The sequence below is a fragment of the Legionella tunisiensis genome (genome assembly GCF_000308315.1).
GTDB classification, from domain to species: domain Bacteria; phylum Pseudomonadota; class Gammaproteobacteria; order Legionellales; family Legionellaceae; genus Tatlockia; species Tatlockia tunisiensis.
This window is the reverse complement of sequence record NZ_CALJ01000250.1, coordinates 1-17833: the sequence shown is the minus strand read 5'-3', so window position 1 is coordinate 17833 and position 17833 is coordinate 1. Positions and strand designations below refer to the sequence as shown.

Sequence of the window (17833 nt, the reverse complement as noted above, 5' to 3'; positions counted from 1 at the left end):
ATTAACAAATGAGTCTGAATTATCCTGTAGAGATAGGAATTTGGCAATCACTTTGTACCTATTTCCCTGTAAATAGGCACCTTATGAGTACTTTTATTCAGGTAAACCTTAGTTATTTTTCTGGTTGTCAATTAGTATTGATTAGCCACTAAAATTAGTAAAAAGATCGAGCAAAACGAGATTTTTGTGTTCCGAATGATATTATTACCGCGGGTTACGTGGGGCCAGGATTTCGATAAATATAAGGAGTAGAAGTGACAGGACAGCAAGCTGCGGGAGCAAGTTATAGCAACGACGACATTGATGTGATGGGAGTTCTGCGTCTGCTATGGCAGAAAAAATGGGTTATTTTTTTATCACGTTGTTAACTACAGCAATTGGCTATTTTCATGTTTGGACTACCAAGCCAATATTTGAGGCTAAAGCCTATATTTTAGCACCAACAGATGGTGATATTGCTGCTTTTAATTATGGTCGTTCGTATGATAAAACTTCATTACTAAAGCCCTTTAAGGTGAAAGATGTTTATAGCGTGTTTGCCTCTTCTTTATTATCTCAGACAAGTAAGTGGGCTCTCTTTAATGAGGTCTATTTACCCTCGTTGCCAGCTGAACAGCGCAGTGAAGCAGCCTTGAATTCACTTTATCATGGTTTTAGCGGTATCGTGACTGTTAAACCAGATCCTAGCTCTCCGACAAAATATACTGTAATTGCTAGAAGCTCTAGCGTTACAGAGGCAGTCAATTGGGTGGAGCGCTATCTTGACGTAGTTAAACAAAATGCAATAAACAACATGCTCCGAATTGTCTCCAACCAGAATCGAAGTTTGGCACACGATTTAGAACAGAGGATGAATATTGCACGTGAGATGGCCAAAGAACAACGCTATGACCGCATTAAGCAATTACAGGAGGCTTTAAATATTTCTCAGGCAATTGGGTTAGAAAAACATGATCCTAAAATCATATATTCCAAAATGGTTTCTCCGGGTCCGGGTGAGTCTAATCTGTACAAGCGGGGTTCTAAGGCATTGAAGGCGGAAATAGAAAATCTCAAGGCACGCCAATCTGACGATGCTTTCACGCCAGAATTACGTAAGTTAGAAGGTGAATATAATTTTTTACGCAAGATTGTTGTAACCCCTGCGGATGTAACTGTTTTTCGCCTTGATGGCAAGATCGATTTTTCTGATACACCCGTAGCACCAAAGAGCCGCCTAATCATAGCTTTTTCCCTCGTTCTGGGTTTAGTGCTAGGTGTGTCTCTAGTACTTGCTCGAGCAGCATTTACAACTAATCGTGCAGATGAGTTGGCGAAAAAATAACTATAAATTAGCCAAAGCGACCTAGATCAAGCTATTATTGTTCTGAATTGGTTCATGGCCGGTGTTTTTGAACCGCGCCATGATTTTTATTATGAAGATATTAGAGGGCGGTTGACATTTCGCTAGCTTGAATGCTTAGGGCTGATATTCGAATATCGCTGCGAAGCATACACCTTAGTATGTGAGCAGTGAAGCCCAGAGAATCAAGCCTTAAATGCCAAGATAGTAAAAGTGTCAACCCCCTGGAATTGGAAATGAGGATAGTTAATGAAGGCCCTTATCACCGGTGCTGATGGTTTTATTGGATCTCACCTTACTGAGTTATTAGTGAGAGAAGGTTATGAAGTGAAGGCACTTTCTCAGTATAACTCATTTAATTATTGGGGTTGGTTGGAAGATATTGATTGTTTAAATGATATTGAAGTATTAACAGGGGACATTCGTGATCCTCATTATTGTAAACACATTACTAAAGATGTGGATGTCATTTTTCATCTGGCCGCATTAATTGCTATTCCTTATTCCTATATTGCACCAGATAGTTACGTTGACACCAATGTTAAAGGTACATTAAACATTTGCCAGGCGGCCATGGAAAATCAAGTTGGGCGTATTATCCATACGTCAACCAGCGAGGTTTATGGTACGGCGAGATATGTTCCGATTGATGAAAAGCATCCCCTTCAGGCGCAATCTCCCTATAGTGCTTCTAAAATTGGTGCTGATGCGATGGCAATTAGTTTTTTAATGCCTTTAATCTGCCTTTAACTATCGCAAGACCTTTTAATACCTATGGTCCAAGACAATCTGCACGAGCAGTGATTCCAACAATTATTGCGCAAATTGCCAGTGGGCGTGATCGAATTGAGTTGGGGGATGTGACGCCAACACGTGATTTTAATTATGTTGCAGATACATGCCGCGGTTTCTTGGAATTGGCACGTTGCGACAAGGCAATTGGTGAAGTGGTAAATATTGGTTCAAATTATGAGATTTCTGTTGGTGATACATTGAATCTAATTCGCGAACTTATGAAGAGCAATGTTGAGTTTGTTCTTGATGAGCAACGATTGCGGCCGGAAAAATCAGAAGTTTCCAGGCTATGGTGTGATAATACTAAAATTCGCAATTTAACAGGATTTGAACCAAGGTTTTCTATCAGCGAGGGCCTGAAAAAACAATAGAATGGTTTACTTCGAGTGATAATTTAGCCAAATATAAGGCGGATATTTATAATGTTTGAGTATGATTATGTTTAATTTCCTCATTCAATTTATTCGTGAGCAATATCGCACGGATGATTTTATTCCTTTGCATGCACCAAAATTTATTGGCAATGAACGCAATTATGTGCTCGCTACTATTGATTCTAGTTTTGTCTCCAGTGTAGGTGCCTACGTTGATAAATTTGAGCAAGAAATGGCTGCTTATACGGGTAGTCCTAGTGCTGTAGTCACTGTTAATGGTACCAGCGCTTTACACATGGCTTTCATTCTAGCAGGTGTTAGGCAGGGAGATTATGTGCTAACCCAGCCGTTGACTTTTGTCGCTACCTGTAACGCCATTAGTTATTGCAAAGCAGAGCCAATATTTTTAGATGTCGATAAACGAAATCTCGGCTTGTCGCCACAAGCAGTTGATGCCTGGCTTGATGAGTTTGCTTTTATTGATGATGCTGGTCTTTGTCGTCATCGAACTGATAATCGTATCATCCGGGCTTGTGTGCCGATGCATACTTTTGGTCATCCGGTAGATATTGATGGTTTACTCGATGTTTCTGAGCGTTGGCATGTGCCGATAATCGAAGATGCTGCTGAGTCGTTGGGTAGTCTATACAAAGGCCGCCACACAGGTACTTTTGGCAAGATAGGTATTTTAAGCTTTAATGGAAACAAGATCATAACCACTGGGGGTGGTGGTATGATTCTAGCAGATAAAGAACTAGGTATTCGGGCAAAACATTTGACAACAACTGCTAAAAAGCCCCATCCCTATGAATTTATTCATGATGAAATAGGTTTTAATTACCGCATGCCAAATATTAATGCTGCATTAGGATGCGCTCAGTTAGAGCAATTGGATGCTTTTATAGAAAATAAACGCTTGTTAGCTAAAAATTATGCCGAGCTTTTGGCAAATACACCGTTGCAATTTGTATCAGAGCCCGAGGATTGCCGTAGTAATTATTGGCTTAATGCGGTTATATGCGAGAATCAGCAACAGCGCGACGAATTGCTGAAAGTAACAAATGGAGCAGGGGTTATGACCAGGCCTATCTGGCAACCCATGCATCAGTTACCTATGTTTAACAATGCATTAAGTGATTCACTCAGCAATGTAGAATGGCTTGCTGAGCGAGTGGTTAATTTACCAAGTTCTGTCGTAATTCAGAGAGATGTGCATGCGTAAGATTGCAGTATTTACAGCTACAAGAGCAGAATATGGCTTATTGTATTGGCTAATGAAAGCAATTCAGGACAGTAGTGACTTGGAATTACAAGTCTTGGTTAGTGGCATGCATTTAGCGCCGCAATTTGGGGAGACTTGGAAAGAAATTGAAGCTGATGGCTTTAAGATTGATGAAAAAGTTGAAATGCTATTAGCTTCTGACTCCACTGTGGGCGTTGTAAAATCGATGGGGCTTGCTACCATCGGTTTTGCTGATGCCCTGGCTCGCCTAAATCCGGATATTCTATTTTTGTTGGGCGACCGTTTTGAAACGTTGGCGCTTGCTCAAGCCGCATTAATCATGAAAATCCCTATTGCCCATGCCCATGGCGGTGAATTAACTTTGGGGGCTTATGACGATTCAATCAGGCATGCTGTTACCAAGATGGCATCCATGCATTTTGTGGCCGCTGAAGCGTATCGTCATCGTGTAATACAAATGGGAGAGGAAACCAGTAGAGTATTTAATGTGGGGGCTCTTGGCTTGGAACATACTATAAGAACGAATTGTTTTCATCTGCCCTGTTGGCGGAAGCATTGCAAATTCATCTTCATAGCCCTTATTTTTTAGTGACTTATCACCCCGCAACGAATGCAGATGAACCTGTGGAAGCTACTTTCGCGGCTTTACTACAGGTACTTGATGACTGGCCGGAACATCAGGTTCTTTTCACTTATCCGAATGCTGATAATGGTGGTCACATTATTATTCAACTGTTGGAAAATTATTGTAAAACTAATCCAGGCCGAGCGTTTGCTGTGAAATCACTTGGTTTTAAAAAATACCTGAGTGCTGTCGCACATGCTGAGGCTGTGATTGGTAACTCTTCAAGTGGTATTATTGAGGTGCCCGCGTTTGGGGTGCCAACAGTCAATATCGGTTTGCGCCAGGAGGGACGATTGGCCGCTGATTCAATTCTTCATTGCAAGGCAACTTACCCTGCAATTAAAGAAGCCTTAAGTAAAGCGTTAAACCCCGCATTCAGAGAAAAATGCCGTCAAGTTAATAATCCCTATGGTAATGGACAGGTATCAGCGCGAATTTTGCCTGTACTTAAAGAGCATGAATTATCAACAGTAAAACACTTTCAAGATTGGAATTTTCAATATGTCTGAGCATAACAAATCGGTTTATATCATTGCTGAAGCTGGTGTGAATCATAATGGTAGCAGAGATCTTGCTTTTCATTTGGTAGATGCTGCTGCAGAGGCTGGCGCTGATGCGGTAAAATTCCAAACATTTAAGGCGAGCAGATTAGCCAGCAAAAAAGTTGAAAAAGCAACCTATCAAAAAGCAACGACTGATGAAGCGGAATCTCAATTAGATATGCTCGCGAAACTAGAGTTACCGGAGGCCTGGCATAGCGATTTGCAAAATCATGCAAAAGAACGAGGAATTGAATTTTTATCAACGGCATTTGATGAGCTGAGTTTACAATTTTTACAAGCACTCAATTTACCTCTTTATAAAGTTCCTTCAGGCGAATTAACCAATGCACCTTTACTGTGGCGTTTTGCTAAAACAGGTAAACCGTTAATTATTTCTACTGGAATGGCCACTTTAGCGGAAGTTGAAGAAGGGTTGGCGATTGTAGCTTATGCTTTGCAATTCCCAGAAGAGCCGCGCAGAATTGCTGATGTCTGGCAATGTTGGTCTAATCCTCAGATCCGGGAAAGGCTCAAGGGCCACGTAACCTTACTCCATTGTACTTCGCAATATCCTACACCTTGGAATGAAGTGAATCTGCGTGCGATGGATACTCTGGCGGCAGCGTTTGGTTTGGATATTGGCTATTCCGATCATACTGAAGGTACAGTGATTCCTATTGCAGCAGTTGCTCGTGGTGCTAGAGTGATTGAAAAGCATTTTACCCTGGATAGGACTTTACCGGGTCCTGATCACCAGGCGTCTATTGAAGTGGCTGAGCTAAAAAAATTGGTTGCAGATATTCGTGCTCTTGAAATTGCATTGGGCAGCTCCATCAAAGCACCACAAGCCAGTGAGTGGGATACACGAAGAGCAGCCAGGCAATCTATTGTTGCTGCGAACTATCTACCTGCAGGAAAAGTGATTGAGCGTAGCGATTTAGCAACAGCACGAACGGGTGGTGGATTGCCACCTAATTTATTTTGGGAGCTTATTGGCTCTGTCAGCCTCAAAACCTATGAGCCAGGAGAGGTTTTTGAGTTATGAATTTAACTAATTATCAGCAAAAACCTTTAATTTTACTTGGTGCTGGTGGACATGCTAAGGTTTTGCTCTCACTGGTTAGGGCATTGGACTTACCTGTACTTGGAGTATGTGCCCCTGAATTAGTCAATCAGGGAGCCAATTTCTGGCGAGATATCCGAGTTCTCGGCGCTGGAGATGATTTAAATGATTTCAATCCTAATGAGGTTGCGCTGGTGAATGCCGTCGGACGGCGTGTGGGAGATACCAATAGTAGGCAGCGTATCTTCGATACCTTTAAAGAAAAAGGTTATTATTTCCCTGCACTGGTACACCCAATGGCTTGCGTTGATCCTGATGCTCACCTGCAAGAAGGGGGTACAAGTCATGGCGGGTGCGGTAATCCAGGCTGATGCTCGTATTGGTAATAATGTGATTATTAATACTCGCACAGCGATTGATCACGATTGTGTCATCGAAGACCATGTTCATATTGCCCCAGGTGCTGTATTGTGTGGCAATGTCTATGTCGGGAAACGAGCTTTCGTTGCCAGTGGTGCTACTTTGATTCCGGGAGTCAAGGTCGGTAATGATGCGGTAGTAGGGGCTGGTGCCTCTATTGTGCGTGATGTGCCACCGAGACAATTAGTCTTACCGGCGTTTATACGCCGGACAGAATTCAGCCTAGAAACCTATTGTGGTGATGAAAAATGATAAATTGGGAAACATTACTGATAAAACCCGATACAACGATTAATGAAGCAATAGAAATTCTTGATCAGGGTGCGCAGCGAATCGCCCTTGTTGTGGATGAACAACGCCATTTGTTGGGAACCGTAACGGATGGTGATATACGGCGCGCTCTGATCAAACATCTCGCTTTAGATTTGCCGGTAAGAGAGATGATGTGTGAGACTCCCAAAAAAGCAGATGCTGATTGGAGTAGGGAGCTCATATTGGCAACCATGGAAAAATACCAGCTTTTGCAATTACCGATTGTAGATCCTGATGGGCGAGTGGTTGGCTTGGAAACCTTGCATGATATTTTGAGAAAACGTCATCGTGATAATCCTGTTTTCTCATCGCGGGCGGATTTGGTACGCGCTTACATCCTTTGACTCAAGAGTGTCCAAAACCGTTGCTTAAAGTAGGCGACAAAGCTATTTTGGAACTGATTATTGAGCGTTTTATTGATGCAGGTTTTCATCGCTTTTTTATTTCAACCCATTTTATGCCGGAAATGATCAGAAAACATTTCGGTGATGGCAGTCGCTGGGGAGTCAGTATTCGCTATGTGCATGAAGAACACCCACTTGGTACAGGTGGTGCTTTGGGTCTGTTGCCTCACGACGAAATTGATTTACCTATATTCATGATGAATGGTGATTTGCTTACTTCTCTTAATTTCCAGAATTTATTGGACTTTCATCAGGAACATGAAGGAGTAGCGACCATCTGTGTGCGTGAATATGAGCATCGAATACCTTTTGGTGTCCTGAATTTCCAGGGCCATCGAGTCACTTCGATTGTTGAAAACCAGTACATCGTTCTTTTATTAATGCGGGAATTTATTTGCTTTCTCCCGAGTTTGCTCGTAGCGTTTTACCGGGTGTGCGCATTGATATGCCTGATTTGCTGCAACATCACATTGACAAGGGAAAAATGTTAATATGTTCCCCATCCATGAATATTGGTTGGATATAGGTCGCATGGATGATTTTAAAAGGGCACAGGAAGAGGTCAGTCTGTTAGGTTTTTAAGATGATTAAGCAAAAAAAGTTTTGGCTATTATTCCAGCTCGGGGTGGCAGCAAAGGATTACCGGGAAAAATATTCGCCTTTTAAATGGAATACCCTTGGTTGCTTGGCCTATAAAGACGGCTTTAAATTCGCGCTATGTGGATAGGGTCATCGTAACAACCGATGATCCAGCAATAGCCAAAGTAGCATTGGAATATGGCGCTGAAGTGCCTTTTATGCGACCAGCCGAATTTGCCAAGGACACTTCGCCCTCATCAGAAGCAGTGATTCATGCAATTAAATTCTGTGCTGAGATGGATGGGGATTATGATTATTTTGTCTTGCTGGAGCCGACCTCCCCTTTAACAGAAGCAGCTGATGTTGATAAGGCACTGGAGACTCTAGTAGCTGGTGAAGGATTGTCAATCGTTGGTGCGAGTAAGGTTGAGGCTTCACATCCTGTTTATTGTGCAACGATAGGGGATGATAATTTTTTACGGCCATATAATCGGGAAAGTTTTGCTAAACCAATCCGTAGGCAAGATGTAGATGATGTGTATTTTTTGAGGGGTCGCTTTATATATCAGACATTAAAAAATACCTTGAAACAGAGACTTTTTACCATGAACGCACGTTGCCTTATATCGTTCCTGCTTGGAAGTCTTTGGAAGTTGATACGTTATTAGACTTCTTAAAAATAGAAACCATATTGAATAATAAAGAATTATTAATTTAAAACTAGGAATAAAAATGAAAAACGACTTTAAATCGCGTCTGTTACATGTCATTCCTGGTGGAGCACATACCTATTCACGCGGTCATGATCAATATCCTGAAAATGCGCCACAAATTATGGTGCGCGGAAAAGGGGCTTATACCTATGATAATCAGGGGATTGAATACCTGGATTATGGTATGGCCTTACGAGCGGTAAATATTGGTTATGCAGAAGATGAAATCGATCAAGCTGCTTTTGAACAGATTAGGAATGGTAATAATCTGACCAGAGCTTCAATGATCGAATTGGAAGCAGCTGAATTATTGGTAGATCTCATTGACAGTGTTGATATGGTGAAGTTTACTAAAAATGGTTCAACCGCTGTTTCTGCTGCTGTAAAATTAGCAAGAGCTTATACTGGTCGGGATTTGATAGCTCGCTGTGCTGAACAGCCCTTTTTTTCCTATGATGACTGGTTTATTGGTTCTACGCCGATAACGCGTGGCATACCTGCTAATGTAATTGAGCAAACCAAACTTTTTTAGCTATAACGATCTTGCTTCATTAGAAGCGCTTATTGCGGAGTATCCTGAGCAAATAGCCTGCGTGGTTTTGGAACCAAGTGCTATGCAGCATCCAGCCCCATCGCTTACGAATCCTGGAGAAACCTATCTTCATGATGTCCAGCGCCTATGCAAGAGGCATGGTATTGTTTTTGTCCTCGATGAAATGATTACCGGTTTTCGTTGGGATCTGAAAGGTGCGCAAAATTATTATAAAGTTCAACCGGATCTCTGTACTTTTGGCAAAGCAATGGCTAATGGTTTTGCAGTGGCAGCGATAGCGGGTAAGCGTGACATTATGGAGCTTGGTTCAATTGAATTCCCTGGCCGTGAACGTTTATTTTTACTGTCAACAACTCATGGCGCCGAGATGTGCGGTCTGGGTGCTTTCGTAAAAAACGGTGGAATTTATGCAACGGCATCAGGTTGTGGAGCATATGTGGAATTATGGCAACTCTTTAATCTCTTTAATGAATCAGAAAGCAGCAGAGGCAGGTATCGCCGATTTCTTTAAGGCAGGTGGAGTAGAGTGCTCACCCTGGTATGCGACTTATGATGCGAAAGGTGAGACTTCTTTAGCATTCCGCACCTTATTTTCGCAAGAAATGATTAAGAATGGGGTATTGATGCCCTGGATCGCTTTGAGTTATCGACATGGTGATGACGAGTTACAAAAGACGGCAGCTGCACTGGAGAAGACCTTTAAAATTTATGCCCATGCTATCGAACAAGGTTCAACGGAAGGTTATTTGCAAGGTGAGGTAATTAAACCAGTATTCAGACGCCATAATTAAAAATCGGTTGCCACAGAGTTGATTTATGAATCAGGTACTAAAAGATAAAGTTGTTGTTGTTACTGGGGGAGCGGGCCTTTTAGGGGCCGAATTCGTTCAGGCAATTGCCAGGAATGGAGGCATTGCCATCATTGCTGATTGTAACCAAGAAACAGCACTCCATGTTATAGAAAAAATAAAGCGAGAAGACATCGAAGGTAAGGCTGATTTTGTAGTACTGGATATTACAGACAAGGCGTCCATAATTGACGTCGTTAAAGCCGTTTCCGAGAAATATGGAAAAATAGATGCGTTGGTCAACAATGCTTATCCTCGAAATAAAAATTACGGTCGGCGCTTGATGGAGGTCGAATATAGCGATTTCTGTGAAAATGTGAATCTTAATTTAGGGGGGTACTTCCTTACTTCCCAGCAATTTTCTGCTTATTTTATGCAACAGGGTTATGGCAATATCATCAATATCGCCTCTATTTATGGTGTTGTAGCACCTAAATTTGAAATTTATGAGAATACAGCGATGACTATGCCAGTTGAATACGCTGTAATAAAATCAGGCATCATCCATTTGACCAGGTATTTTGCAAAATCATTTAAAGGTAAACAGATCAGAGTTAATTCTTTAAGTCCTGGAGGCATTCTTGATGCACAACCAGCTTCTTTTGTAAGCGCTTATAAAGAGGAGTGTCTCAATAAAGGGATGTTGGATAAGGGCGATTTATCTGGCTCCTTAATTTATTTGCTTTCTGATCTGTCAAGCTATGTTAATGGCCAGAATCTCATTGTAGATGATGGGTTCACAATCTAATTGGGTGTTTTATGACTGCGAAACTTAAACGTTGTTCTAATTGTTTACTGCCGGAAACTTATGAAACTATCGAATTCGATGAGCATGGATGTTGCAACATTTGTAATTCAGCGAAAATAAAAAGAAAAATTGATTGGGTAGCCAGAAAGAAACTCTTGGATCAATTGATAGAGAAATACCGTGGTAAAGGCGACTATGATTGTATTATTCCTTTTAGCGGTGGGAAAGACAGTACTTTCCAACTCTTATACCTGATGAAAGAGTATAAGATAAAACCATTGGTTGTTCGTTTTAATCACGGTTTTATGCGTTCAGTTATTAGTGATAACAATCAACGGACCTTTAAAAATTAGGTGTTGATGTGATCGATTTTACGCCTAATTGGAAAATCGTAAAAAACTCATGCTGGAATCATTTATCCGTAAAACGGATTTTTGCTGGCACTGCCATACGGGTATTTATTCTTATCCTATGCAAATCGCTATTAAATACAATGTTCCACTTATTTTTGGGGTGAGCCACAAGCTGAATTAACAGCTTACTACGATTATCTGAATGACGAAATCGAGTATGAAGATGAGAAAAAATTCAATATGATCAGAAATTTAGGGATATCGGCAGATGATATGTACGGTATGATTAATACCCCTGAAGATCCAATCGATCGACGTGATTTGAATCCTTTTACTTATCCTAAATTGAGTGAGTTAAAAAACTGGGTTATGCTTCCGTTTGTTTGGGAAGTTTTATTCCATGGGATTATGAAGCGAATACCAAATGGATTAAGGAAGAACTCGGTTGGCAGCCGGATGAGTTAGAAGGTGTACCTAATGAAGTCAATACGACGGGTGAGAAAATTGAGTGCTTCATGCAGGGTACCCGTGATTATATTAAATATATCAAACGGGGTTATAGTCGTATTACGCAAATTAATTCTATTAAATTACGCAACAACAAGATCACCAAAGAAGAGGCTGAAAAATGGAACGCTCTGGAAGGGCGTCGGCCTGAATCGTTAGATATTTTTTTAAGCTATGTTGGGCTTACTGAAGAAGAATTTAATACAATTGTTAAACAAATGGCCATACCACCCTATGAGCATGATTTTGAAAATAACCCGAAAGCAAAACCGGTATGGGATACGATTAAGTGGTATAGAGAAGGTGAATGGATAAAATAATTGGTATTTTAGATTATGGTATGGGAAATATTAATTCAGTTTATAATTCCCTGAGTTACTTAGGTTATGAACCGGAAATTGTGAAAACTGCTCAAGCAATTGAGCGTTGTTCTCATCTGATTATTCCCGGTGTTGGTTCCTACGCGGTTGCTATGGCAAATATTGCATCACTAGAAGTGGATGCAGCCATCATGAAGCATGTGCACGAAGGAAAGCCCTTGCTTGGAATTTGTTTGGGTATGCAAATTCTTTCTACAGAGGGTGAAGAAGGAGGTTATTCCAAAGGCCTGGGATTGATTGATGGCAAGGTCCAGTTTCTTGATCTTCCTGATTTGCCTGTACCTCATGTCGGCTGGAATTCACTCACCTTTAATTTTGACCACCCTATTTGTAACAATCTAAAAAAGCACGTGGACTTTTATTTTGTTCATTCTTATTTTTTCAATGCCAGTGATACAAGCAATGTGTTGGCTTTGACCGATTATGGTAAACAATTTCCAGCCATTGTCGTTAAGGAAAATGTGATTGGTATTCAGTTCCATCCTGAGAAGAGCCAAGATAATGGATTGTTATTGCTTGAGAATTTTTGTGAGTGGGGTGGAGAATGTTAAAAACGAATCATTCCAACTCTGTTATTAAGCAATGGCAGAATGGTCAAAGGAAAACAGTTTGATAATTTTCGTGACACCGGCGATCCAGTATCGGCATCAAGAATTTATAATGCACAAAATGCTGATGAGTTATTTTTTTGGATATTGATGCTAATCGGAAAGGTAGTGCTTTTGAAATTCTGGAGAAAACAGTCAATGCCGTTTCAGCAGAATGTTTTATGCCTTTGTCAGTAGGTGGTGGTGTTGATTCGATTGATAAGATGCGCCGCTTACTGCTTGCTGGCGCAGATAAAATTTCTATTACTACCGCAGCACATACGACACCGGATTTAATTGGCGAAGCAGCTAATCTGTTTGGTCGGCAATGTGTGGTAGTCGGATTGGATGTGAAATTGGAGAATGGAAACTATTCACTTTACAGCCATTGTGGTACGCAAAAATCAACCAAATCTTTACGTGATTTTGTCCTGGAAATGACTGAACGGGGCGCTGGCGAATTTGTTGTCAATTCTATTGATAACGATGGCATGATGAATGGTTATGATTTGCAATTAGCAAAAGAGGTGAGACGTTATACAGATCGACCCCTTATTATAGCCGGTGGTGCAGGTACTTTTATGCATTTGGTTGATGCGTTTAAAGAGGCTCAGGTTGATGCAGTTGCCTGCGCTAGCCTTTTTCATTTCGGTGATAATAACCCAATTCGAGCCCGCTCTTATTTGTTGAATCAGGGCATACCTATGAAGCTAACTAAATGAAATTAACAATTGAACCACACTTGCTCGGTGAGTACCTGGCAAAACAGTTGCAAACTTTTTATCCTGATGAAGGGCCAGTAAAGGATAGTATAACCAAGATAATGCCGACAGTGATCGAACGGTTAGATTACTGCTTTTCTCATATTCACAAGAAATATTATTTCGATGAGGGACGGGCGGTATTTAATCATTTGAATTCTGATCACTATGCCATGTTTTTGTATTTCATCGCTAATGAAGCTTATCGGCAGCAATTTATCCATGTAGCGGAAAAAGCATTTTTATTGAATAAAGCTTTACATGGAATTGATGCTTTTTATTCAATCGCTCTTCCAGATATATTTTTGTTTGTTCACCCGGTAGGTACCATTCTTGGAAATGCACATTACTCTGATTTTTTGGTGGTTTATCAGAATGTTACTGTTGGAACTGATGTGAACAGTGTCTATCCGCGTTTTGGTGAAGCAGTCGTACTATATGCTAAAAGTTCGGTAATTGGTAAGTGTCATATTGGTAGTAATGTAAGTATCGCCGGGAACACATTTATAAGAAATATAGATGTGCCCGATGACTCCATTGCCGTGGGTTTATACCCCGACGTTAAGATTAAGAAGAATAGTAAAAACAATAAACATGATTTCTTTCTTAACCAATAGGACCTACTGTCATGGACAGTGGCGTGTAACTGAGTTCCCAGGGGTTGGTCAATGGAAATTGACAAATATAGATTTTTTATAATAATCCGCTTTTTTTCGCGCGGACACAACTTGCGTCCACAAAGTTTTACACATAGCTTCATTAGCCTCTACTCATCAAGGCTATGTGAGCGTAGTGGTCAGTGTGGATGTATTCTCAGTGAATTAAGAGCAAAAAACAAGGAGTGTCAATGCGTTTGATACCGACAATTCTATGTGGTGGAGCAGGTTCCAGGCTTTGGCCGGTTTCCCGTGAGTTGCATCCTAAACCATTTATTCGTCTGGCCGACGGGCAAAGCTTATTGCAGAAGACTTTTCTTCGGGGCGCCGCTTTATCTGATGTTGAGGAAATCCTCACAGTCACAAATCGAGAATTGTTTTTCAAAACTGAAGATGAGTTTAGAGAAGTTAACGCATCAGACCTAAGCCTGTCTTTCATCCTCGAACCTTTTGGCCGTAATACAGCGTCTGCTATTGCTGCTGCAGCTTTGCATATCGCTAATATGCATAACGAAGATACCCTGATGTTGATATTGCCCGCGGACCATCTTGTCTCCGAACAGGAAGCGTTTGCCAAGGCAATTGCACAAGCGGTTGAGCTTGCTACATTAGGCAAGCTGGTTACCTTTGGTATTAAGCCTGATCGACCCGAGACTGGCTACGGCTATATCGAAGCGGATGGTACTAATGTATTAAGTTTTGTTGAAAAGCCTTCCTTGCTAAAAGCACAAGACTATCTTGATTCCGGGCGTTTTCTATGGAATTCAGGTATGTTTTGTTTCTCCGTCGGGACCTTATTGCGAGAGATGGAGCATTATTGCCCGGATATTCTTTTCACTACTAAGACTTGCTTGGAGCAATCCCGTACGGCAACCGGGAAGGGGTTTTCGCAGCTTGAACTGGATGCCCAAAGTTTTAGCACAGTACCTGAAAATTCAATCGATTATGCCATTATTGAAAAATCGACGCGAGTTGCTGTTGTGCCTTGTAGCATTGGGTGGAGTGATATTGGTTCTTGGAATGCTTTAGGTGATTTGGCTGAGCCTGATGCACAGGGAAATCGTATTGAAGGCGAAGCACTGCTCCATGATGTATCAAATTGTTATATTCGCAGTAAAGAACGTTTGATTGGGGCGGTCGGGGTTGAAAATCTATTCATTATTGATACGCCTGATGCGTTGCTGGTCGCTGATAAATCACGTGATCAAGATGTGAAGCGTATATATGCCCAGTTGAAAGCACAAGGTCATGAGGCTCATAAATTACATCGTACAGTGCACCGTCCTTGGGGTACCTATACTGTGTTGGAAGAGGGGCCACGTTTCAAAATCAAACGTATTGAAGTAAGGCCGGGAGCGAGTCTTAGTTTACAAATGCATCATCATCGCAGTGAGCATTGGATCGTTGTGAGTGGTATGGCCAAGGTCATCAATGGCGAGCGAGAAATATTTGTCAGTACGAATGAATCGACCTATATTCCTGCTGGTCATAAGCATCGTTTGGAAAATCCTGGTGTGCTTGATCTGGTTATGATTGAGGTACAAAGCGGTGAATATATGGGAGAAGATGATATTGTCCGATTCCAGGATGTTTATGGTAGGGTTTGAAATTCTTCCTAAAAGTATTTGCTAACCACCCAAATGCAAATGAAGGCGGTTGGATTTAAAGGCAATGAAAGCAAAGTCGAATAGTTTAAAGTTAGATAAAATTGAAACTATTGTATTATTTGTTTCGTAACTGACAGATTACATATCACGAGGTGTTTGGTGAAAACGGCATTAATTACAGGGGTTACTGGTCAAGACGGCGCCTATTTAGCAGAGTTTCTTATCAATAAAGGGTATACCGTGCATGGTATTAAGCGCAGGTCGTCCCTATTGAATACAGGTCGCATCGATCATTTGTACCAAGATCCCCATGAAAAGGATCTGCGCCTTATTCTACACTATGGTGATATGACTGACAGTACGAGTTTAATCCGTATTATTCAACAAACCAAACCGGATGAAATCTATAACCTTGCTGCGCAGAGTCATGTTTCTGTGTCTTTTGAAGAGCCGGAATATACTGCCAATTCAGATGCCTTAGGTGCGTTGCGTATTTTAGAAGCAATACGTATATTGGGTTTTGAACAAAAAACCAAATTTTATCAAGCGTCTACATCCGAGTTATACGGTTTGGTTCAGGAAACCCCGCAAAAAGAGACAACCCCTTTTTATCCTCGCTCACCTTACGCTGTTTCTAAATTATATGCCTATTGGATTACAGTGAATTATCGTGAAGCTTATAACATATTTGCCTGCAATGGGATTTGTTTAATCACGAATCGCCTATTCGCGGCGAGACCTTTGTAACCAGAAAATTACACGCGGCCTCGCACGTATTAAATGTGGATTAGAAGAGTGTTTGTATTTAGGAAATATCAATGCCAAGCGCGATTGGGGGCATGCCAAAGATTATGTTGAGATGCAATGGTTGATGTTGCAGCAAGAAAAGCCAGAAGATTTTGTTATCGCAACCGGTGAGCAACATAGTGTCCGTGAATTTATCAATTTGGCCGCAAAGGAAATTAATTTAGAGCTTCATTGGGAAGGTGAAGGGATTAATGAGAAGGCTTATAGCAGTGATGGCGTATGCCGAATTGCAATCGACCCTCGCTATTTCAGACCTACTGAAGTGGAGACTTTATTGGGTGATGCAAGCAAAGCGCGTCAGAAATTGGGTTGGAAGCCACGAATCCAATTTCATGAGTTGGTGGAAGAAATGATTCGTGCAGATTATGAAATAGCTTGCAGAGATAAATTTATTAACGAGAATGGTTACGGAAAATGAGCTGCTAAGTCAGCACAGTCTATTGTAGTGAATAGAGTCTTCAGCTAAATTTTACGAATTGTAATGAGTGAGTGATATATGCATCATAATGCCAAAATATATGTAGCCGGACATCGCGGGTTAGTGGGTTCAGCATTGGTTAGAGCGCTGGAAAGGCAAGGCTATACGAACCTACTACTCAGAACGAAGAGTGAACTTGATTTAACAGACCAGGCTAAGGTTCACGCATTCTTTACTAAGGAACAGCCAGAGTATGTTTTTATGGCTGCTGCAAAAGTTGGTGGTATTGTTGCCAATAATACTTATCCTGCAGATTTTGGCTATCAAAACCAAATTATCCAAACTAATCTCATTCATGCTTCCTGGGAAAATAAGGTCAAGCGTCTATTGTTTTTAGGTTCTTCCTGTCTTTATCCACGTGATTGCCCACAACCAATGTGCGAAGAGCATTTATTAACTGGACCACTTGAACCGACTAACAAAGCTTATGCACTCGCAAAAATATCAGGTATTTCGCTGTGTGAATCGTTTAATCGGCAATATGGTACCAAGTATTTGGTCGCTATGCCGACCAATCTCTATGGGCCAAATGACAATTATGATTTGCAAGCTTCTCATGTGATTCCGGCCTTAATGCGAAAAATTCACGAAGCGAAGATTTCTCATGCGCCGTTTGTTGATGTATGGGGCTCTGGTGCACCTAAACGTGAATTTATGCACAGTGATGATATGGGCGATGCAGCGGTATTTTTATTAAATCTACCGGATTCCCAATACGATGACTTGCTTCACTGTCCAGTAAGCGGCCCGCTAGTCAATATTGGTTATGGCAAAGATATTTCCATTAAGGAGTTAGTCGAGTTGCTCTGTCGAATTGTCGATTATAAAGGTGAAGTTAGATGGGATAACTCGAAACCTGATGGTACTCTTAAAAAACTGTTAAATACTGACAAGATCAACAAAACTGGATGGCAACCGAAATTAGTTCTAGCTGAAGAATTAAAGAAAATATACGTTGATAAATTTGTTAGTGAAAATAAAGTTTCTGTAGCAGGTACTGTATGACGCGGTTTTTTTATAAGACCTAGTTATTTTCTTTATTTGATTTGGTTGATATTGCTGGTTATTTTTATATTCAACCTATTGAGTATCTCAAGCCAGTAGGTTTTGGAGTTTGGAGTTTAATCTTGTGCGGA

At 41.0% G+C, this 17833-nt stretch carries 24 protein-coding genes and 1 pseudogene; all 25 read left to right on the top strand.

Annotation, left to right across the window (positions count from 1 at the left end; all coding sequences use genetic code 11):
* The first annotated feature begins 340 nt into the window (after positions 1-340).
* A complete protein-coding gene (locus BN58_RS15340) occupies positions 341-1324 on the top strand; it encodes an LPS O-antigen chain length determinant protein WzzB (RefSeq protein WP_198009934.1) in 984 nt (327 codons plus the stop codon).
* 267 nt (positions 1325-1591) lie between these two features.
* Positions 1592-2092, top strand: coding sequence for an SDR family NAD(P)-dependent oxidoreductase (locus tag BN58_RS36455; protein WP_269570357.1), 501 nt, complete (start codon positions 1592-1594; stop codon positions 2090-2092).
* The gene (locus tag BN58_RS36450; RefSeq protein WP_332248001.1) at positions 2083-2508 is read left to right on the top strand and encodes a GDP-mannose 4,6-dehydratase; all 426 of its coding nucleotides are present in this window, start codon (positions 2083-2085) and stop codon (positions 2506-2508) included. Before BN58_RS36455 ends, BN58_RS36450 begins: the two co-directional genes overlap by 10 nt.
* 61 nt (positions 2509-2569) lie before the next feature.
* The gene (locus BN58_RS15330) at positions 2570-3733 is read left to right on the top strand and encodes a LegC family aminotransferase (RefSeq protein ID WP_232220695.1); all 1164 of its coding nucleotides are present in this window, start codon (positions 2570-2572) and stop codon (positions 3731-3733) included.
* Positions 3726-4343, top strand: coding sequence for a UDP-N-acetylglucosamine 2-epimerase (gene neuC / locus BN58_RS36445; protein ID WP_198009932.1), 618 nt, complete (start codon positions 3726-3728; stop codon positions 4341-4343). The genes BN58_RS15330 and neuC overlap by 8 nt, the downstream gene beginning before the upstream one ends.
* Positions 4310-4888 (top strand): UDP-N-acetylglucosamine 2-epimerase, encoded by a 579-nt coding sequence (locus BN58_RS36440; protein ID WP_198009931.1) that lies wholly within the window; start codon positions 4310-4312, stop codon positions 4886-4888. Before neuC ends, BN58_RS36440 begins: the two co-directional genes overlap by 34 nt.
* Positions 4881-5966 (top strand): N-acetylneuraminate synthase, encoded by a 1086-nt coding sequence (neuB, locus tag BN58_RS15320; RefSeq protein WP_019217567.1) that lies wholly within the window; start codon positions 4881-4883, stop codon positions 5964-5966. The genes BN58_RS36440 and neuB overlap by 8 nt, the downstream gene beginning before the upstream one ends.
* The gene (locus BN58_RS31965; RefSeq protein ID WP_051131931.1) at positions 5963-6355 is read left to right on the top strand and encodes a PglD-related sugar-binding protein; all 393 of its coding nucleotides are present in this window, start codon (positions 5963-5965) and stop codon (positions 6353-6355) included. Before neuB ends, BN58_RS31965 begins: the two co-directional genes overlap by 4 nt.
* Positions 6330-6656, top strand: a complete 327-nt coding sequence (locus BN58_RS28880) for an LbetaH domain-containing protein (protein ID WP_019217566.1) — start codon at positions 6330-6332, stop codon at positions 6654-6656. The genes BN58_RS31965 and BN58_RS28880 overlap by 26 nt, the downstream gene beginning before the upstream one ends.
* Complete coding sequence (locus BN58_RS31960; RefSeq protein ID WP_198009930.1) at positions 6653-7060, top strand: CBS domain-containing protein; 408 nt, start codon at positions 6653-6655, stop codon at positions 7058-7060. Before BN58_RS28880 ends, BN58_RS31960 begins: the two co-directional genes overlap by 4 nt.
* On the top strand, positions 7057-7611 hold the full coding sequence (locus BN58_RS31955) for a sugar phosphate nucleotidyltransferase (RefSeq protein WP_198009929.1): 555 nt from the start codon (positions 7057-7059) through the stop codon (positions 7609-7611). The genes BN58_RS31960 and BN58_RS31955 overlap by 4 nt, the downstream gene beginning before the upstream one ends.
* Positions 7612-7758: 147 nt before the next feature.
* Positions 7759-8367 carry an acylneuraminate cytidylyltransferase family protein gene (locus BN58_RS26080; protein ID WP_198009938.1) on the top strand — a complete coding sequence of 203 codons (609 nt, stop codon included), beginning with the start codon at positions 7759-7761 and terminating at the stop codon, positions 8365-8367.
* 64 nt (positions 8368-8431) lie between these two features.
* Entirely contained in the window at positions 8432-8944 is a 513-nt protein-coding gene (locus BN58_RS31950; protein WP_198009928.1) for an aminotransferase class III-fold pyridoxal phosphate-dependent enzyme, read from the top strand.
* Positions 8922-9476: an aminotransferase class III-fold pyridoxal phosphate-dependent enzyme gene (locus BN58_RS31945; RefSeq protein WP_198009927.1), complete on the top strand. Its 555-nt coding sequence runs from the start codon at positions 8922-8924 to the stop codon at positions 9474-9476. Before BN58_RS31950 ends, BN58_RS31945 begins: the two co-directional genes overlap by 23 nt.
* The gene (locus BN58_RS31940; protein WP_198009926.1) at positions 9433-9756 is read left to right on the top strand and encodes a PLP-dependent aminotransferase family protein; all 324 of its coding nucleotides are present in this window, start codon (positions 9433-9435) and stop codon (positions 9754-9756) included. The genes BN58_RS31945 and BN58_RS31940 overlap by 44 nt, the downstream gene beginning before the upstream one ends.
* A 25-nt stretch (positions 9757-9781) precedes the next feature.
* Complete coding sequence (locus tag BN58_RS15295; protein WP_019217565.1) at positions 9782-10561, top strand: oxidoreductase; 780 nt, start codon at positions 9782-9784, stop codon at positions 10559-10561.
* Positions 10562-10572: 11 nt separating this feature from the next.
* Entirely contained in the window at positions 10573-10914 is a 342-nt protein-coding gene (locus BN58_RS31935) for an adenine nucleotide alpha hydrolase family protein (protein ID WP_198009925.1), read from the top strand.
* A 383-nt stretch (positions 10915-11297) separates the two neighbouring features.
* A complete protein-coding gene (locus BN58_RS31930; protein ID WP_198009924.1) occupies positions 11298-11741 on the top strand; it encodes an adenine nucleotide alpha hydrolase family protein in 444 nt (147 codons plus the stop codon).
* Positions 11729-12352 carry an imidazole glycerol phosphate synthase subunit HisH gene (gene hisH, locus BN58_RS15285; protein WP_019217564.1) on the top strand — a complete coding sequence of 208 codons (624 nt, stop codon included), beginning with the start codon at positions 11729-11731 and terminating at the stop codon, positions 12350-12352. The genes BN58_RS31930 and hisH overlap by 13 nt, the downstream gene beginning before the upstream one ends.
* A 39-nt stretch (positions 12353-12391) precedes the next feature.
* Positions 12392-13110 (top strand): annotated as a pseudogene (gene hisF / locus BN58_RS26065) (imidazole glycerol phosphate synthase subunit HisF).
* The gene (locus tag BN58_RS15275; protein WP_019217562.1) at positions 13107-13766 is read left to right on the top strand and encodes an LbetaH domain-containing protein; all 660 of its coding nucleotides are present in this window, start codon (positions 13107-13109) and stop codon (positions 13764-13766) included. The pseudogene hisF and the gene BN58_RS15275 overlap by 4 nt, the downstream one beginning before the upstream one ends.
* Before the next feature lie 230 nt (positions 13767-13996).
* Complete coding sequence (locus BN58_RS15270; protein ID WP_019217561.1) at positions 13997-15412, top strand: mannose-1-phosphate guanylyltransferase/mannose-6-phosphate isomerase; 1416 nt, start codon at positions 13997-13999, stop codon at positions 15410-15412.
* Between the two features lie 159 nt (positions 15413-15571).
* Entirely contained in the window at positions 15572-16159 is a 588-nt protein-coding gene (locus tag BN58_RS36435; protein WP_269570356.1) for a GDP-mannose 4,6-dehydratase, read from the top strand.
* Positions 16131-16637 carry a GDP-mannose 4,6-dehydratase gene (locus BN58_RS36430; RefSeq protein ID WP_332248000.1) on the top strand — a complete coding sequence of 169 codons (507 nt, stop codon included), beginning with the start codon at positions 16131-16133 and terminating at the stop codon, positions 16635-16637. The genes BN58_RS36435 and BN58_RS36430 overlap by 29 nt, the downstream gene beginning before the upstream one ends.
* Positions 16638-16715: 78 nt before the next feature.
* The gene (locus BN58_RS15260) at positions 16716-17702 is read left to right on the top strand and encodes a GDP-L-fucose synthase family protein (protein WP_019217560.1); all 987 of its coding nucleotides are present in this window, start codon (positions 16716-16718) and stop codon (positions 17700-17702) included.
* Positions 17703-17833 lie beyond the last annotated feature (131 nt).

Excerpts from the sequence above, each read along its gene's own strand:
- BN58_RS15340 (WP_198009934.1), top strand. The coding sequence starts at position 341 with ATGGGTTATTTTTTTATCACGTTGTTAACTACAGCAATTGGCTATTTT.
- BN58_RS36455 (WP_269570357.1), top strand. The coding sequence starts at position 1,592 with ATGAAGGCCCTTATCACCGGTGCTGATGGTTTTATTGGATCTCACCTT.
- BN58_RS15330 (WP_232220695.1), top strand. The coding sequence starts at position 2,570 with ATGATTATGTTTAATTTCCTCATTCAATTTATTCGTGAGCAATATCGC.
- neuC (WP_198009932.1), top strand. The coding sequence starts at position 3,726 with ATGCGTAAGATTGCAGTATTTACAGCTACAAGAGCAGAATATGGCTTA.
- neuB (WP_019217567.1), top strand. The coding sequence starts at position 4,881 with ATGTCTGAGCATAACAAATCGGTTTATATCATTGCTGAAGCTGGTGTG.
- BN58_RS31965 (WP_051131931.1), top strand. The coding sequence starts at position 5,963 with ATGAATTTAACTAATTATCAGCAAAAACCTTTAATTTTACTTGGTGCT.
- BN58_RS28880 (WP_019217566.1), top strand. The coding sequence starts at position 6,330 with ATGGCGGGTGCGGTAATCCAGGCTGATGCTCGTATTGGTAATAATGTG.
- BN58_RS31960 (WP_198009930.1), top strand. The coding sequence starts at position 6,653 with ATGATAAATTGGGAAACATTACTGATAAAACCCGATACAACGATTAAT.
- BN58_RS31950 (WP_198009928.1), top strand. The coding sequence starts at position 8,432 with ATGAAAAACGACTTTAAATCGCGTCTGTTACATGTCATTCCTGGTGGA.
- BN58_RS31940 (WP_198009926.1), top strand. The coding sequence starts at position 9,433 with ATGAATCAGAAAGCAGCAGAGGCAGGTATCGCCGATTTCTTTAAGGCA.
- BN58_RS15295 (WP_019217565.1), top strand. The coding sequence starts at position 9,782 with ATGAATCAGGTACTAAAAGATAAAGTTGTTGTTGTTACTGGGGGAGCG.
- BN58_RS31935 (WP_198009925.1), top strand. The coding sequence starts at position 10,573 with ATGACTGCGAAACTTAAACGTTGTTCTAATTGTTTACTGCCGGAAACT.
- hisH (WP_019217564.1), top strand. The coding sequence starts at position 11,729 with ATGGATAAAATAATTGGTATTTTAGATTATGGTATGGGAAATATTAAT.
- BN58_RS15275 (WP_019217562.1), top strand. The coding sequence starts at position 13,107 with ATGAAATTAACAATTGAACCACACTTGCTCGGTGAGTACCTGGCAAAA.
- BN58_RS15270 (WP_019217561.1), top strand. The coding sequence starts at position 13,997 with ATGCGTTTGATACCGACAATTCTATGTGGTGGAGCAGGTTCCAGGCTT.
- BN58_RS15260 (WP_019217560.1), top strand. The coding sequence starts at position 16,716 with ATGCATCATAATGCCAAAATATATGTAGCCGGACATCGCGGGTTAGTG.